The organism is Klebsiella sp. CTHL.F3a (assembly GCF_019890895.1).
Lineage (GTDB): Bacteria > Pseudomonadota > Gammaproteobacteria > Enterobacterales > Enterobacteriaceae > Klebsiella > Klebsiella grimontii.
Window position 1 is genome coordinate 5,297,138 of record NZ_CP082360.1, and the last position, 15,226, is coordinate 5,312,363.

The window sequence follows — 15,226 nt, forward strand, 5'->3', positions numbered from 1 at the left end:
AGGGGAAAGGACAATGGAAGACTCGTTATTCTCGGTTAAAGACAAGGTCATCATTGTGACCGGCGGCCTGGGACAGCTGGGGGCGCAGTACGTGAAGACATTACACGACCGCGGCGCGAAGGTGGCGGCACTGGCCACCCGCGTCGATGCCGCCCGCGTCGACCGCGTGCTGGGGGCGATTAAGGACTCCGATCGCCTGCTGTGCGCGGAAGTGAATATTACCGATAAAGCCAGCATTAACCGGGTGCTGGATAGCATTGAAGCGAAGTGGGGCGTGCCGGATGGCCTGGTCAACAATGCAGGCGTCGACACCCAGCCCAGCGCGCCGCCGGAAGTCTCCGGCCCGTTTGAGGAGTTCCCGGAAGAGGTGTTCCGCGAGGTGGTGGAAGTGAACCTGGTCGGCACCTTCCTGATGACCCAGCAGGTCGGCAAGCGCATGAAACAGGCCGGCAAAGGCGGCTCGATCATCAACGTCGGTTCGATCTACGGCGTGGTCTCCCCTGTGCAGGATATCTATAGCTACAAAAAAGAGGACACCGGCATTCCGTTCGTCAAACCGGTGGCCTATTCGGCGGCAAAGTCCGGGCTGTATAACTTTACCCGCTACTGCGCCACCTACTGGGGGCGCGACGGCATTCGCGTCAATACTCTGACCCTCTCCGGCGTCGAGCGCAGCGATCAGGACCCGCGCTTCCAGAAAAACTACACCAACCGTATCCCCATCGGGCGGATGGCGAAAGCCCACGAGTACAACGGCGCGGTGGTGTTTTTGCTCTCCGACGCCTCGGTCTATATGACCGGTTCCAACGTGGTGGTGGATGGAGGCTGGACCGCATGGTAAGCGATAAATGGCAGGTTTTTCGCGGCATTATCTCCGCCGTGGTGACGCCGATGCATGCCGATGAGTCGGTGAACTACGCGGCGCTGGACGCGCTCGCCCGGGCCCAGCTGGCGCGCGGGGTTGAGGGCTTTTACTGCTGCGGCTCCTCCGGGGAGGGGCCGTTGCTGCGTTTCGATGAGCGCCGGCAGGTACTGGCAACGCTGGTGCAGTCGGCGGGCGGTCGCGTGCCGGTGATCGCCCACGTCGGGACGCCGCGCACCCGGGATGCCGTCGAGCTGGCGAAGCACGCCGAGCAGGACGGTGCCAGCGCGGTGTCGCTGGTGCCGCCCTACTACTACAAATATAGCCGCGAGGAGATTATCGCCTACTACCGTCGAGTGCTGGACGCCATTTCGATTCCGGTGATTTTGTATAACATTCCGCAGTTTACCGGCGTCGAGCTGGACGCCCAGAGCGCCGACGCGCTGCTCGGCGATGAGCAGGTTCTGGGGGTGAAGCATACTTCGCATAACCTCTATTCGCTGGAACGGATGATCGCCCGCTACCCGGAGAAAGTCTTTTTTAACGGTTTCGATGAGATCTTCCTTTCCAGCCTCGCGGCGGGCGCGACGGCTACGGTTGGCACCACGGTTAACCTACAGCCGGAGTTGTTTCTCGCCCTGCGCAGCGCTTTTCAGCAGGGCGACATTGCCCGGGCGCAGCGCCTGCAGCAGCAGATCAACGAGGTGGTGGAGCAGCTGGTCGCGCGCGGCGTGTTCCAGTCGGCGAAGTATCTTGCCGCGAAAGAGACCGTCGAGACCGGCCCCACCCGCGAGCCGTTTGTGGCGCTGACGGCGGCGCAGAAAGGCGAGCTGGATGACCTCTATCTGCGCTTACGGAGGTATATCGCCGATGCCGGACAATGACGTGTTCTGTCCCCAGGTCCGTCTGAACGATAGCGTCGTGTGCCAGCAGGTCGCGCGGTTTTTACAGGAGACGGAAAGCAATGCGCGAACCCGGGGGCTGGCGGTGGCGGTTGTCGGGCCGGAGGGCGAGCTCATCGCCTTTGGCGCGCACGCTCGCTGCCCGCCGCTACCGCGCCAGCTGGCGCAGCGCAAGGCCTGGAGCGCCCTGCGCTTTCGCCGTCCGACGGCAACGCTGGCGCAAGAGGTCAGCGCCGGCGCCCTGCAGCTGGCGGTATTTAACGACCCGCAGCTGCTGGCGATGCCGGGCGGCGAGCCGGTGATCGTCGACGGGCTGGCCATTGGCGGCGTCGGGATCAGCGGCCTGCCGCCGGAGCTGGACGCCGGGCTGGCGGCGCGGTTTGTTCAGCGATTGACTTGATGAGGGATCGTTAAGGGTTCCCGGATTGCGGCGCCCGCGCCTTATCCGGGCTACCAGCGCGCGCAGGATGCGGTATTTGTAGCCCCTGCCAGCATAGCGCAGCCGGGGATTGACGTGTTCACACAAGCCGTGTCATTTACTGGCTCCGCTGCTTCTCCACCGACAGCGGACGATGAATCAGGGTCATCGGCACGGTGATCTTCACATCGGCATTTTCCCCCTGCAGCTTCTGCTGCATCAGATGAAACGCGTGCTGCGCCCAGGCGTCCTCATCCTGGCGCATCGACCATACCGCGTTCGGCAGAAATCCCAGCATTTGATGTTCATCGAAGGTGCCGATGGGAATATCCCACGGAATAAAGCCGTAGGTTTCCCGCAGCGCGCTCAGCGTTCCTTCCAGAATAGGCAGAGAGGAGGCGATAAACGCCTTCGGCGGCTCGCGATGCTGACGGAGAAAATCGAGCATCAGCTGTTTGCCCTCTTCCTGACGGTTATGGCTGGCGGACAATATCCACTCCTTCCCCGCGGGCAGTTCGCTCAGGTAGCCCTGTAGACGACGCTGGATAGACGGCTGCTGGGTATCCCCGGCGATAAAAAAAATCGGCGAGACGTCCACCGCCTGGGTCATCGCCTGCACCAGCTTTTTGCTGCCGTTGTAGTTATCGCTCACCACCAGCGACACGTCGCTCTCGCCAAAATCGCGGTCGAGCAGCACCAGCGGCCGCTTGCGCGCTACCTTCTGGTGATGCAGCTGCGTTTCCCGGGTAGAGGGCACCACGAAGAGCCCGTCAACGTTGCGCGCCAGCAGTCCTTCAACCAGACTGTTTTCATGCTCGCTGTCGCTATAGGTGCAGGCAATCATTAGCTGATACCCCGCCTGACGGCAGCAGGCTTCGAGCTTTTCCGCCAGGGTGGAGAAAAACAGGTTGGATAAACGCGGGATCACCAGCCCTAAGGTCTCGGTTTTATTGAGCTTCAGGCTGCGGGCGATATGGTTAACGACCAGCCCATTCTCGGCGATGTAATCATTAATACGCTGCTGCGTTTTGGCGCTGATGCGATACTGCTCAGCTTTGCCACCCAGCACCAGGCGCACGGTGGTAATCGAGATTTCCAGCGCCCTGGCGACTTGCTCAACGGTTTTGGCCATAAACTCATTTTCCATAACGAACAGAACGGCTTAATCATAAACTAATTCGAGTTAGCAATACATTAGCCGCGCTGTTATTTTGAACAAGGCGTCATTTTTCTGACGCCACTGGCGCTGTCGATCGCGATCCCGCTACGCGGACGATCGTTAAGATCCTCCCTGTCCTCTCTGTCGGCGTGTGTGCCGGGAGAGATTCTGGCCGCGCTATTTCACTTTGCCGGTTTAACCTCGGTCACCCAGGTGGGGAGATCCCATGTCCCGCCGAGGCGAAGATAGCGGCACATCCCGGTGGTCGCTTCACGGCTTTTGCGGAACGTTGTGCCATCCCAGAGCCAGCTCGCCGTCCCCCAGCAATCGCCAAGCCCTCGCCCTTTCTGACTCATAAAAATCTCGCCGTCACCATACTCAGAACCGGAAACCGTAATAAGCGTTGGATTACTCTCAAGTTTGCTATCCACAACCCAATAGCCGTATCCCTCGTTATAGGCCGCCCGCCAGCACAAGGCCGAAATCAGGGAATGGGCGTTATCCAGCGGCGTCAGGCTAATGGTTTCAGCCTCCTCCCCCTCCTCTGGCTGGAGGCGATCGCACCAATCATCGTTATTTAGCGTGGCCAGAAGCTTCGGCTTGAGCACCGCCAGCTCAGGCGCGGTTAACGCTCTCTCCTGCGCCTTCTCAGGCATGACCCGGTGAATGACCGGGGCAGGAATCGCCGCCCGGACGCTGCTTTCCGGCCTGTCGCCTTTTTTGGTCAACGCGCCCGGCGTGCCGATTCGCCCCTGAACATCGTCCATTTTCAGCAGTACCGCGTAAGCACCTTCGCCGGAAAGCTCAAACGGCGCCTCCCCGCCTGTAAATTCGACCTTCCCGCTGCCTTTGATGGCGTTAACGATCGCCCGGGCCTGTTTCTCCGACAGCGGCCAGCTCTCTTTTACGGGCTTCACATCGCCTGCCGGCTGGCCGTTGATCCACAGCGTCAGCTTGCCCGGCAGAACGTCGCTGTCGGTCACCTCCGCCAGCATCAGCTCTCCCGAGAGGGCGGTACCCGCTCCGGCCTTGCGGGTCAGCAGCACCGAACCTCCGCTTCCTTCTTCAGCGCTGTATCCCGCCGCCCGGCAGGTCAGCGTGTTATCGCATACCACTTCCCAGTCTTTGTGGCTGAATGACACGCCTGTTTTCGCCAGCGCGGGGAGACTAAGTACGGCCAGTGCCAGCACGCCTCTCCAGAGTTCCTTTTTCATACTTTCTCTCCTTAATCGGTCATCCGTATAGTCTGAGTAATCCCCTGCTCAGAGAGAAGCGTTTTCCCCTGCCGCGATATTTTTTCAGACAACGACATGGATGCAGTACGGCTTTACGCGTCGTCAGGCATATTCCCGCCCGTTCAGCCCGGCTGAAAATAGCGGGCTGAGAGTCTGATTACCTCATTCAACATCATTTCCGGGATCACAAAATAACATCCGCCGTGATGTTAAATCATCTTGTGATATTCCGCGCAGCTGCGACCGGCTAACTCTTTTTACGCTCTCACTTCATCTTTGCGATTCATAGCTGAATTCCGCTCTGGTTATTCAGGGGGTTCTTTTATGCATCGGTTCATCTTTTCTTTGACGTCATAAATAATATGAAGCTATCCCGAGTATTCAGCGTACTGCCGTCGCTATTTTTTGCCGTCGCGTGCGCTGCCGCATCATCCGGCGTGGATCATTGTGAAGTGGGCTGCCCGACCGGCGGAAGCGCGCAGACGCTGGTTCGCGAAGCCTATACGCTCAATAACAACAGCCACCGCAAATTCGCTAATTGGGTGGCGTATAAAATCACCAAAGCCAGCCTGGCCAGCGGGCGTTCGCGCAGCTGGAAGCGCGATCCGGATTTACCCGCTGCGGATACCCTTGCCCCCGCGGCATATAAAGGGGCCAGCGCAGCATTGGCGGTCGATCGCGGGCATCAGGCGCCGCTCGCCGGACTGGGTGCCAGCGCAGACTGGCAGGCGTTAAACTATCTTTCCAATATCACCCCGCAGGCCTCCGACCTGAATCAGGGGGCGTGGGCGCGGCTGGAGGATAAGGAGCGCGCCCTCGCCGAGCGCCGCGACGTGGCGGCGGTGTGGTCCGTTACCGGGCCGCTGTTCGAACGGCATATCGCCACCCTGCCCGCCGCGCCCGAGGTGGAGCTTCCCAGCGGCTACTGGAAGATTATTTTTATCGGCTCCAGTCCGGATAAAGGCGAATACGCGGCGTTTTTGCTGGATCAGGCGACGCCCAAAAGCGCCAGTTTTTGTGATTATCAAGTGACGGTGGAGGAGATTGAGCGGCGGACTCATCCGGCGCTCTCGTTCTGGTCCGCCCTGCCGGCAGGTATCGCCCGCCGCCTGAAGTTCCGGAAGGGGATGCTGGCAAAAGAGATGGGGTGCCCGTAATTAGGTATGGGCATCCTGTTACGCGTATTATCTCGCTTTTATTTTTTGAATCTGCTTTGCGGTTATTTCAGCAATATCAGGAAAAACATTTTGCACAGGCGCTAATTAATGGCATCACGCATTCTGTTAATTCTTAATTCGCAGTTAAAGGCGTTTATTATGTCCGATTAAAGTCTGGACTTTATTTTTATTACTGGTTAGGTTTACAGGTGTTATTTAGCGCGGTGCGAATGTGTTGGCGCACACCCGCACCGCTGATCACAATTACTATTTACCAGGAATAGCAACCATGACTAATGCTGATTGTATTGTAGATTCGTTTGATCCAGAAGTGTCGCCGAAAAATAAGCGTCAGTTGACGGTGAGTTATGTGAGACGTTTGCCAGATCGTCGTCTTGTTCCGGCGCTGATCATGAAGGGCGAGTGGCTGGCGGCGGCAGGGTTTTCGACCGGCACCCGGGTGGAGGTGCGGGTGATGGATGGCTGTATTGTGCTGACGGCGATTGAGCCGGAACCGGAGCTGGAAGCCGCGATGCGCAGGGTGGAGAAGCTGTCGGCCAGGAAGCAGAAGCAGGTCAGAGAGTTTATCGGGGTGATTGGGGGACGGGGTTGAGGGGTCAGGATTGCGGTGACAGACAGGATTTTAATGTCATGCTCTATATCGCCACTCCGGACCTGTACTTATCCATCAAATCCGTACAATGTTCCTTTTAGATAACGGATAAGCACCTGTTAATACGACTGAATGAGGAAACCATCATGGAGACTTACCTTTTACATCGCGGCAGGCTTATCGACCATATCCAGCTTGTGGTAAATGATTTCGAGGCCAGCAAAGCGTTTTATACAGCCGTGCTGGCGGTCCTTGAGATCCCTGTTGTGAATACCTACGACGATTATTTTTGGGCTGATGAGCTTGTTGTTTCATCCATTAATAGCCCCGGTTCCGCAGGTAAGCCGACAGGACGCCATCATCTGGCTTTCCAGGCCAGGGATCGTGAGACGGTGGATGCTTTTTACCAGGCGGCGCTGGCACACGGCGGCTGTGATAACGGCGCACCCGGTGAGCGAACTTATCACCCGGGGTACTACGCGGCCTTTGTACTCGATCCCGATGGTAACAATATCGAAGCGGTTTACCATGGCGAGGGGGAACGCAGTGCGGCATCGGTGGAGATTGGCTTCAGTCTTTAAGTATAACGGCCTCCGGGCAGGGGCAGTATTGGGCGGTTGGCATTAAGTCAGACCAGGAGCCAGCCCAGGAATTAGCCATATCGAAGCCCTCATAATAATGAGGGCTTCATAAGATAAGTTCAGTATTGTAAATTTACCTTTAACTACACTGGCTAAGGAATAAGCATGTTAAAATCATATATTGTCCCTATCAACATGAAAAATAATAATTATTATAAAGAAATAAAGAAAACCTTGGATACAATAATCATGTCTTTGCTTGGAGTTGTAGTATACTCTGCTATATCTTTAGATGTGAATTTAAACTACCCTCCTGATTGGATAGTTAGTTTACTCTATGTTTTCTTTATACTGTTTATAGTTAGAGTAACGTTTGCGTCATCACCAACCATTATATTTATCAAGCCTTCAAACTGTAAATTTAAAAAATGCTTAGCTAAAATATTTAGCTATATTACAACGTTACTGATAGGTGTGACTTGCTCAGCATTATATACTGCCATCAACTCTACGCCAGAAAAGATCATAAAAACATCTATAATCTTCCTTCTGTGTTATTGCCTGACTACAATTTCTTTATGTTTTTTTGGTTACTTTTCTATAAATCAAATTATAAAAAAGAAATAAACAGAACAAACTACAATATAAGGAATTAAATAAATGAATCCTGTAAACGAAATAGATATTGCAAAGCTGGTTTTGCTACCCGCGGTTTTATATGTGGCTAAAAAGATCATCGACTGGGCGGGAAAAGTGATGTCCAGCCCGCCAGCAAAGCGAAAAATTCGCTTCGAAAAGGTACCTATTGAAACGAAAATAGAGGTGCTGAATAAAATCGCTGAGATAGCGAACGCTGAAATACCCGACACTAAACTCTCGAGGACGCATCAGACGGTACAAATGAAATTTTTGTATGAGCAGATCGGGATAACGCTTCCTGTCTGGCACGCCCATCAGCTGATCGCGTTTATCGCTGATAAAAATATCGGCTCATATGATGTACGATTGATGAGTTTCCTTAAAAACCCATCCTTATATCGTTGTGAAGAAAATCATTTTTCTGTAGATGCTAAAAAAATAAAAAATTTTCACATCGTTAGCGGGGTTTTCTGGCTATTTTCAATCGTCATTTTTGCTTGCGCCTGGTGGACGACAATACAATCGTTACTGGCCAGCGGGGGCGTAAATTCAGCTATCGCATTTTCACTGTTTTACTTTATTTCCGCTATTGTGGTCACTGGCTTTATCTTGAGCCAGGTTGGAGAAACCTGGCAAAGCGCCAGGTTCGCCAGGCTGTTTGAAAGGTGGTGTGAGGATGAAGCGGGGATGGAAAGTGGGGAGGGTCCTGCGTTAACAGATCGAACTCAGCAATAGCGGGCACCTCAGTAGACCGGCACGGTTTTCCGGGAGGAGAGCAATCACTAAAGCCCTATAGCTGGCGGCGGTTAAGCCAGAACCGGAACTGGAAGCTGCAATGCGTAGGGTGGAGCAGCTGTCGGCCAGGAAACAGGTCAGAAAATTTATCGGGGTGATTTCGGGGAAATGCGTAATAAACCTATATTCAGTAGAATATGAATGGGCGCTTAAACTGCGCCCGACAATAATTTTAGCCCATGCATGGAAGAATATAATTTTGCACTAGTATTAATGCAACAAATAATATTACCATAAAGCCGTAAAATGCAGTTTTTGGAGCAATTAGATTAACCAGCCTTGCAAAAGAAACAATCAACAACACCATTAAGATGGTTATTATCAATACTGGTATAGATATACACCACATCACTAAATATTGTACTAACATAAAAACTATAAGAATAGCACAAAATATAAACGCCTGACTCCAAACACTAGTCGGCAGTTCTATATAAACCCCCATAGAATTTAACAGCTTAAATAAAGAGTCTAAGGGGCACCACAATATAGAAATACCAGTTTGTTTCTCAAGAAAGGCTAGAAAAAATGGAAAGATCGGCATGAGCCACCAAAACCATGTATTTTCCAATAACATTTTACGATGTTGCAGACACCAAGAAATTGAACTCCAGCCGATTAACCCAATAATAAAACCAGCAGAACACATAAGAAAGTATGGCTCGGACTGCGATGCAACATAAGGTGTCAAAAATAACATTAAAAATGCTAAAAAACTTAAAAAACCGTACATTAAACCAAGCTTGTAAACGCCTTCACGGATACGAGTATCCTTGAGCTTATCGTTAATTCCGCCATAACCGTTTTCCACAATAAGAAGAAAAGCATCAAATTTTGGGTTTTGACGTATTGCATTACCCAGAAAATATACCCCAACGAGAATTTGCAGTATCGTTATTGTAGCCTTCAACATCCATATCTCCTATAATATCCACGATTATAAATTTTTTCGCTTAAAAGAAATAGTTCTGTTACAAACCCAATACTCTTAATAACATTATGAGTAAACCAATCTCATCCATAACTAGATACGATTATCTATAATTAATTTTTTACAAAATACTATTATCAATCAGCACGTAAAATTAAGCCCAGGATCAATTCTTTCTTTTCTAAGCTTACCTTATTCCATTCAACAACTAACTTCGCCAGCGCATCATCTTCGGTGTAAAAATAAGCCACAGGAACATCAAGCACAGCCGCAAGCTGTTGCACAATCCGAATACTCGCCTGATGGACACCTTTTTCATATCGGTTGATACGAGTACTTGCAACAAATTCATCGATACCAGCCAGGATTCCAAGCTGCTTTTGGGATAAACCTTTATTAACGCGGAGCTCTTTGAGCCGCCGACTGAAAATCACATTTTGGGTGTTTGAGTCATTCATAACTACGATAATCGTAGTTATCACAATCATTTGATACTACGAAAAACGTAGTATTAAGTAATTTGTTTGTTGCACACTCTTTTACGCAAAAGTTCGATCCCTCTTCCATAACTACGAAAAACGTAGCAAAAAACCTAAAAATTGAGCTACGAATAACGTAGCATTCATGCTTATAAACCGACTTCCAACATGGAGATCTGTAACAACATTGCGAAAAAGGGTTTGTAGTGATAGAAATCAACTGGCTAAGCAAGGAGTTACGTCAAAAGAAACGTATCCTCAGCATCAGTTACGAAGTTGTGTACCGGTTTGTGCTCTAAAACCGAAACTTAGATTTATTCAAGGAATGGTTTTACGTAAAATATCACGTAAACGCGTAGGCAAGATTACAGGGAATCTAACATGGCGAACTTTGACGCTGATTATTGCTACTCTTTTCCCGCCGTACGTGGGATTCAGGCTGGTAGGCCTTTCTATATTGCCACCTGCCCAATGCGTATCATACCCAAGATTTTTAGTTTTGATGAGACTGACGTCCCGCCTGAACTACGGGCACAGAGAACCTTAAACAAATCTCGAATTCCAGAAATGGTTCGGTATCTCTTGGAAAATCCTAAAGATTATGTTTTTTCCGCCTTAACAGCTTCAATTGCTGTCGATGTGCAATTCGACGAATACTCTGGTTCAAACAACCTTGGTACCTTACGTGTCCCTATGGACGCTCAAATCCTGATAAATGATGGCCAACATCGTCGTAAAGCAATAGAAGATGCCCTTGCCGAACGACCAGAACTGGGGCAGGACAACATCCCCGTTCTATTCTTCGTTGACGAAGGGCTACAACGTAGTCAACAAATGTTTGCCGATTTGAACAAATACGCAATTCGTCCCAGCCCCTCTCTTTCGGCGCTGTACGATCATCGTGATGTGAGTTCAAATCTTGCTCGTTACCTGGCAATGTCTATTGAACCTTTCGTAGGACTTACAGAACTTGAGAAGTCGAGCATCAGCGCGCTCTCAAACAAACTCTTTACATTAAGTAGCATCAAACAAGCAACACGTGCCCTACTTGGTAAAGATCCCAAATTAGGAAATATTGAAGAAAATACAAATATCGCTTCGGTTTATTGGCAGACCCTTTATAGCGTTATGCCTGACTGGCAGTTGGCTGCGAAAAAAGAAGTTTCACCAGCGCAGTTAAGGCAGGATTACGTCCACGCCCATGGTATAGGTCTACAGGCGCTTGGATTGCTCGGTCGAGCCTTACTGCAAGAAAAGCCTGAAGATTGGCAAGACAGGATAATAGAACTAAAAACTTTCGATTGGCGGAAAAGCAATCCAGAAATGGTAAAACGCGCTATGCAACATGGAAAGCTGAGTAAAACCAGTGTTGCCATCCAACTAACCTGTAATGCATTAAAAAATGCATTATCACTCCCCCTCACTCCTGAAGAACAGGAGCTTGAAGCTCAAATGGTTGTCTCATGAGTAAATTAGTTCAGGCCTACGATTTGGCCGAATACGAAGATTTTATTAATCAGGAGCAGTTCGCTGGACGCCCTCTGGCCGAATATGTTGCTGAGGTTCAAAGAATTTATTGTGCGGATAAGCGTCCGTGGGTAATTGGCTATAGCGGCGGGAAAGATTCTTCCGCCGTGATCACGCTGGTGTATCTGGCCCTGCTTGGCCTGCCCCCGGAAATGCGCAGCAAAGATGTTTTTCTGGTGTCATCCGATACGCTGGTGGAAACACCTGTGGTGGTAGATTTAATTAAGAAAACTATGTTGCAGATTGAGGCAGGCGCAAAGCGTAATGGCCTGCCGATCACTCAACATGCGGTAACGCCTAAAACTAATGAAACATTCTGGGTCAATTTACTGGGGAAAGGTTATCCGGCCCCAACCCGTAGTTTTCGCTGGTGTACCGAGCGTATGAAAATCAATCCGGTAAGCGACTTTATTAAAGATAAGGTCAGCCAGTTTGATGAAGTGATTGTTGTCCTCGGCTCACGTAGTAGCGAAAGTGCCTCCCGTGCGCAAGTCATCGCCAAGCACAAAATTGATGGCTCACGCCTAGCCCGGCATACCACTCTGGCAAATGCGTTTATCTATACCCCTATTGATACCTGGGATGTAGAAGACGTCTGGAAACTGCTGCGCGGCGCGTTCCGCTATGCTCCTGAAGATATCGACGAATGGGAAAGCCCGTGGGGTGGAAACAACCGTCCTCTGTGGACGCTGTATATGGACTCTTCCGCACAGGGTGAGTGTCCCCTGGTGATCGACGAAAGTACTCCCTCTTGCGGGAACTCTCGTTTTGGCTGCTGGACCTGTACCGTAGTCACCAAAGATAAAGCGATGGAAAGCCTGATCAAAAATGGCGAAGAGTGGATGTCGCCATTGCTGAAATATCGTGATTTGCTGGCGTTTACCACCGATCCGGTGAATAAAGACACCTATCGCAACTATAAACGCCGCACCGGTAAGGTGAGTTATCAGTACGCTAAAGACGGCGAAGATCGCAGTGCAGAGCGTAAGCATGTTCCTGGCCCCTACTGGCTCAAATACCGCCAGCAGTGGTTAAAAGATTTACTGGAAATTGAGCGTGATTTAAACGCTCAGGGCCACACGATAACGTTAATTACCCAGCCGGAGCTGCACGCTATCCGCCAGGAGTGGTTGAAAGATCCTAACGAGCCTGACTGGTACGATACATTGCCGGGGATTTACCGCGAGGTATATCAGCAGGATCTGAATTGGGTGGTTGATGATCAATCGAGATTTGATGCCAGCGATGCTGATTTGCTGGTGCAGATAACGCAAGGGTTTGACGTAGTACCTGAAATGGTGATGAAACTGATTGAGCTGGAAACCTCGATGGAAGGGTTAAGTCGTCGTCAGGGGATTTTTGACAAGCTCGGCACAATTTTGAAGCAGGACTGGGGTAGCCTGGAAGAGATCCAGCAGCAACAGGCAACGCTGCAAAAACGCAACGATCGGGATATTCATCAGGACGAGGTGGATAAGCTAGAAGGTGAACTCCAGACTTTACAGCGCAGAATTATCAATGCGGGCGAATCGTCTGTGCTTATCGATGAGGAAAATGAACGTGCTCATTAAGCAACTGGTATTACATAATTTTCGCGTATTTTGCGGTACACACACCATCGATCTGGCTCCCAGAAAGCGCCCACATGAAGTAAACCCTCGCCCGATTGTGCTATTTGGTGGTTTAAATGGTGCAGGGAAAACATCTATTTTGTCGGCAATTCGACTGGCACTGTATGGGCGTTTAGCGTTTGGCCCGGCAATGCAGCAGCAGGAGTATGTTGAACAACTCGGTGCGCTGGTGCACAACGGAACGTACGCCACAGAGCGCCCAGAAGAGGCCGCAGTAGAACTGACCTTTACCTACAACCAAAACGGCCATGAGACTGAATTCACCGTCACGCGAAGCTGGAAGAAAGGAAAGAAAGATCGTCTCTCTTTGCAACAGGATGGACAACCGCGTAGTGAACTCAGTTATGACCAGTGCCAAGGTTTTTTGAATGAATTAATTCCTCACGGTGTCGCCGATCTTTTCTTTTTTGATGGAGAGAAGATTGCAGAGTTGGCGGAAGATGAATCTGGCAATATTCTGCGTACAGCGGTGCGTCGTTTGTTAGGACTGGATCTGATCGCCAGACTGCAAAATGACCTGATGATTTTTGTCAAACGCCAGCAAACCGCGCAGTTGGCTGGCTCCCAGCAACAGCAGGTTGAAGCGCTTGAAGCAAAGATTAAAACGCTTGCCGGTCAGGCAGAAAAATTGCTGGAAGAGGCAGATTTCGTCAACTCGCGGATTGAATTTTTATCCCAGGACATTATTCGCCATGAGGGATTGTTAAATGCGCAGGGCGGCGCATTTGCCCAGACCAAAGCACAGGAAAAACAGAAAGTTGAAACGCTGTTAAAAGAAAAAGAGCGTCTGGAAAAAGCGTTACGACAGGAATGCGATGGATCGTTGCCCTATGCGTTAGCGCCTAATACGTTGTCGCGGTTGCTGGAAAAAATTGCCAATGAAGCACAGATCAAGCAGGCGAAAATTTTTGAGGCGGAGTTAAATCAATTTTTAACTCAACTCAGAAATGATATCGCGTTCCGTTCTAGCAGTGAGAGTAGTACCAGAGCCATTGCTACCGAAGCGATTACCAATAATTTGGACGCATATATGGCAGCCAAACCAAAAGGTGATTTGCTGTTTGATATTTCTGAACGTGAAGCCGGTATGCTCCAGCAGTCCATTGAGCAGGACAGCAAAAAAGCATGGCAGCGTTTTGATATGTACCGCCATCAATTAGCGGATATTGAACAACAACTGGAGCAAGCCGCTGCTAATATTGCTCGCGCCCCGGAAGACGAGCAGTTAATGGATCTCTTTGCAGCATTACGCGATCTCGATCATAAGCGTGAAAAACAGCGGCAAAAATACCGCTCTCTTCTGGAAGAGGCTAAACGGACGAAACAGCAGCAACTGGACTGTGTTCGTCAGGTACAGAAAGCACACGACATCATCCGTAGCCAACATGGTTTGAGCAGCGCATTTAAAAATGCACAGGAGACCATTAACCTTCTCGATTATTACAGCGATGTACTAACGCAGGCGCGAGTGAAAAAATTATCTGCTAACTTTGAAATTGCCTACCACAAGCTGGCTCGTAAAGAGGATTTACAGCTTAATGCGCACATAAATCCACAGACATTTGATGTTGAACTGGTGGATGAAAAGGGGTCGGTGATTAATCGTAAGCTGCTTTCTGCGGGTGAAAAGCAGATTTATGCAATTGCTATTCTTGAAGCGCTGGCAAAAACCTCCGGGCGTGATTTCCCGGTGATTATTGATACGCCGTTAGGACGTCTGGATTCTCAGCATCGGGATAAGTTGATTAATCATTATTTCCCGGAGGCCAGCCATCAGGTTGTGCTGCTATCCACCGATACTGAAGTGGACGAGCGCTATTTCGTCGATCGACTGCGTGATGATATTTCTCATGCTTATGAGATAGTGTTTAATGCACATACCAAATCATCTGCACTAAAACCCGGTTATTTCTGGGAACTAACCAAGGAGGCAATCTGATGCTCCCAAATCGAATGATGCTTAGTCGTCAGACTGAAGACCAGCTTAAAAAACTAAAAGGATATACTGGGATAACACCCAATGTCACGGCTAGACTGGCATTCTTCCGCTCTGTGGAGAGTGAGTATCGCTTTTCCCCAGAGCAGGATAATAAAAAACTGGATGGCTCTCTAGTATTAGATAAAATCACGTGGCTAGGTGAGACTCTTCAGGCAACTGAGCTGATTCTAAAAATGCTCTATCCTCAAATGGATCAGAAAATGTTTAATAAAGCTTGGGCTGCACATGTTGAAGATGGCATAGCTTCGCTTAGAAATCATAAGAATCTTATAGGGTTGATTTTTTCTCTTTGAGAATC

At 50.2% G+C, this 15,226-nt stretch carries 16 protein-coding genes; 12 read left to right on the plus strand and 4 right to left on the minus strand.

Annotation, left to right across the window (positions count from 1 at the left end):
- The first annotated feature begins 13 nt into the window (after positions 1 to 13).
- Genes K7H21_RS24790 through K7H21_RS24800 form a run of 3 tightly spaced genes read left to right on the plus strand, consistent with a single transcriptional unit; the run spans position 14 to position 2,164 of the window.
- Positions 14 to 841: an SDR family oxidoreductase gene (locus tag K7H21_RS24790; protein ID WP_004128395.1), complete on the plus strand. Its 828-nt coding sequence runs from the start codon at positions 14 to 16 to the stop codon at positions 839 to 841.
- Positions 835 to 1,746 carry a dihydrodipicolinate synthase family protein gene (locus tag K7H21_RS24795; protein WP_004128393.1) on the plus strand — a complete coding sequence of 304 codons (912 nt, stop codon included), beginning with the start codon at positions 835 to 837 and terminating at the stop codon, positions 1,744 to 1,746. The genes K7H21_RS24790 and K7H21_RS24795 overlap by 7 nt, the downstream gene beginning before the upstream one ends.
- The gene (locus K7H21_RS24800) at positions 1,733 to 2,164 is read left to right on the plus strand and encodes a GlcG/HbpS family heme-binding protein (RefSeq protein WP_049113959.1); all 432 of its coding nucleotides are present in this window, start codon (positions 1,733 to 1,735) and stop codon (positions 2,162 to 2,164) included. Before K7H21_RS24795 ends, K7H21_RS24800 begins: the two co-directional genes overlap by 14 nt.
- 136 nt (positions 2,165 to 2,300) lie before the next feature.
- Here the strand turns inward: K7H21_RS24800 and K7H21_RS24805 are convergent, their stop codons facing one another.
- Complete coding sequence (locus tag K7H21_RS24805) at positions 2,301 to 3,314, minus strand: LacI family DNA-binding transcriptional regulator (RefSeq protein ID WP_016808138.1); 1,014 nt, start codon at positions 3,312 to 3,314, stop codon at positions 2,301 to 2,303.
- 209 nt (positions 3,315 to 3,523) lie between these two features.
- A complete protein-coding gene (locus tag K7H21_RS24810) occupies positions 3,524 to 4,555 on the minus strand; it encodes a DUF1176 domain-containing protein (RefSeq protein WP_223035437.1) in 1,032 nt (343 codons plus the stop codon).
- A gap of 473 nt (positions 4,556 to 5,028) precedes the next feature.
- On the opposite strand from K7H21_RS24810, the gene K7H21_RS24815 reads away from it, so the two are divergent.
- From K7H21_RS24815 to K7H21_RS24835, 5 genes are all read left to right on the plus strand, one after another.
- Positions 5,029 to 5,733 carry a DNA/RNA non-specific endonuclease gene (locus K7H21_RS24815; RefSeq protein ID WP_134897227.1) on the plus strand — a complete coding sequence of 235 codons (705 nt, stop codon included), beginning with the start codon at positions 5,029 to 5,031 and terminating at the stop codon, positions 5,731 to 5,733.
- Positions 5,734 to 6,022: 289 nt separating this feature from the next.
- Positions 6,023 to 6,346: an endoribonuclease SymE gene (gene symE / locus K7H21_RS24820; protein WP_016808135.1), complete on the plus strand. Its 324-nt coding sequence runs from the start codon at positions 6,023 to 6,025 to the stop codon at positions 6,344 to 6,346.
- 146 nt (positions 6,347 to 6,492) lie between these two features.
- The gene (locus K7H21_RS24825; protein WP_112166641.1) at positions 6,493 to 6,927 is read left to right on the plus strand and encodes a VOC family protein; all 435 of its coding nucleotides are present in this window, start codon (positions 6,493 to 6,495) and stop codon (positions 6,925 to 6,927) included.
- Between the two features lie 165 nt (positions 6,928 to 7,092).
- The gene (locus tag K7H21_RS24830) at positions 7,093 to 7,554 is read left to right on the plus strand and encodes a hypothetical protein (protein ID WP_049113955.1); all 462 of its coding nucleotides are present in this window, start codon (positions 7,093 to 7,095) and stop codon (positions 7,552 to 7,554) included.
- A gap of 33 nt (positions 7,555 to 7,587) precedes the next feature.
- Positions 7,588 to 8,301: a hypothetical protein gene (locus K7H21_RS24835; RefSeq protein ID WP_223035438.1), complete on the plus strand. Its 714-nt coding sequence runs from the start codon at positions 7,588 to 7,590 to the stop codon at positions 8,299 to 8,301.
- A gap of 232 nt (positions 8,302 to 8,533) precedes the next feature.
- Here the strand turns inward: K7H21_RS24835 and K7H21_RS24840 are convergent, their stop codons facing one another.
- Together K7H21_RS24840 and K7H21_RS24845 are read right to left on the minus strand one after the other, a co-directional pair.
- Positions 8,534 to 9,274, minus strand: coding sequence for a hypothetical protein (locus K7H21_RS24840; protein ID WP_142469196.1), 741 nt, complete (start codon positions 9,272 to 9,274; stop codon positions 8,534 to 8,536).
- A gap of 155 nt (positions 9,275 to 9,429) precedes the next feature.
- A complete protein-coding gene (locus tag K7H21_RS24845) occupies positions 9,430 to 9,750 on the minus strand; it encodes a helix-turn-helix domain-containing protein (RefSeq protein ID WP_142469197.1) in 321 nt (106 codons plus the stop codon).
- Positions 9,751 to 10,152: 402 nt separating this feature from the next.
- Between K7H21_RS24845 and dndB the strand changes: the two genes are divergently transcribed.
- The 4 genes from dndB to dndE are packed head-to-tail and all read left to right on the plus strand — an operon-like array spanning position 10,153 to position 15,221.
- The gene (dndB, locus tag K7H21_RS24850; RefSeq protein ID WP_115240039.1) at positions 10,153 to 11,238 is read left to right on the plus strand and encodes a DNA sulfur modification protein DndB; all 1,086 of its coding nucleotides are present in this window, start codon (positions 10,153 to 10,155) and stop codon (positions 11,236 to 11,238) included.
- A complete protein-coding gene (dndC, locus tag K7H21_RS24855) occupies positions 11,235 to 12,869 on the plus strand; it encodes a DNA phosphorothioation system sulfurtransferase DndC (RefSeq protein ID WP_223035439.1) in 1,635 nt (544 codons plus the stop codon). The genes dndB and dndC overlap by 4 nt, the downstream gene beginning before the upstream one ends.
- Positions 12,859 to 14,868, plus strand: a complete 2,010-nt coding sequence (dndD, locus tag K7H21_RS24860) for a DNA sulfur modification protein DndD (protein ID WP_223035914.1) — start codon at positions 12,859 to 12,861, stop codon at positions 14,866 to 14,868. Before dndC ends, dndD begins: the two co-directional genes overlap by 11 nt.
- Positions 14,868 to 15,221, plus strand: a complete 354-nt coding sequence (dndE, locus tag K7H21_RS24865; protein ID WP_223035440.1) for a DNA sulfur modification protein DndE — start codon at positions 14,868 to 14,870, stop codon at positions 15,219 to 15,221. Before dndD ends, dndE begins: the two co-directional genes overlap by 1 nt.
- The last annotated feature ends 5 nt before the right edge of the window (positions 15,222 to 15,226 follow it).

Bases quoted from the DNA above. Each gene is read 5' to 3' on its own strand.
- K7H21_RS24790 (WP_004128395.1), top strand. From the start codon at position 14: ATGGAAGACTCGTTATTCTCGGTTAAAGACAAGGTCATCATTGTGACC.
- K7H21_RS24795 (WP_004128393.1), top strand. From the start codon at position 835: ATGGTAAGCGATAAATGGCAGGTTTTTCGCGGCATTATCTCCGCCGTG.
- K7H21_RS24800 (WP_049113959.1), top strand. From the start codon at position 1,733: ATGCCGGACAATGACGTGTTCTGTCCCCAGGTCCGTCTGAACGATAGC.
- K7H21_RS24805 (WP_016808138.1), bottom strand. From the start codon at position 3,314: ATGGCCAAAACCGTTGAGCAAGTCGCCAGGGCGCTGGAAATCTCGATT.
- K7H21_RS24810 (WP_223035437.1), bottom strand. From the start codon at position 4,555: ATGAAAAAGGAACTCTGGAGAGGCGTGCTGGCACTGGCCGTACTTAGT.
- symE (WP_016808135.1), top strand. From the start codon at position 6,023: ATGACTAATGCTGATTGTATTGTAGATTCGTTTGATCCAGAAGTGTCG.
- K7H21_RS24825 (WP_112166641.1), top strand. From the start codon at position 6,493: ATGGAGACTTACCTTTTACATCGCGGCAGGCTTATCGACCATATCCAG.
- K7H21_RS24830 (WP_049113955.1), top strand. From the start codon at position 7,093: ATGTTAAAATCATATATTGTCCCTATCAACATGAAAAATAATAATTAT.
- K7H21_RS24835 (WP_223035438.1), top strand. From the start codon at position 7,588: ATGAATCCTGTAAACGAAATAGATATTGCAAAGCTGGTTTTGCTACCC.
- K7H21_RS24840 (WP_142469196.1), bottom strand. From the start codon at position 9,274: ATGTTGAAGGCTACAATAACGATACTGCAAATTCTCGTTGGGGTATAT.
- K7H21_RS24845 (WP_142469197.1), bottom strand. From the start codon at position 9,750: ATGAATGACTCAAACACCCAAAATGTGATTTTCAGTCGGCGGCTCAAA.
- dndB (WP_115240039.1), top strand. From the start codon at position 10,153: ATGGCGAACTTTGACGCTGATTATTGCTACTCTTTTCCCGCCGTACGT.
- dndC (WP_223035439.1), top strand. From the start codon at position 11,235: ATGAGTAAATTAGTTCAGGCCTACGATTTGGCCGAATACGAAGATTTT.
- dndE (WP_223035440.1), top strand. From the start codon at position 14,868: ATGCTCCCAAATCGAATGATGCTTAGTCGTCAGACTGAAGACCAGCTT.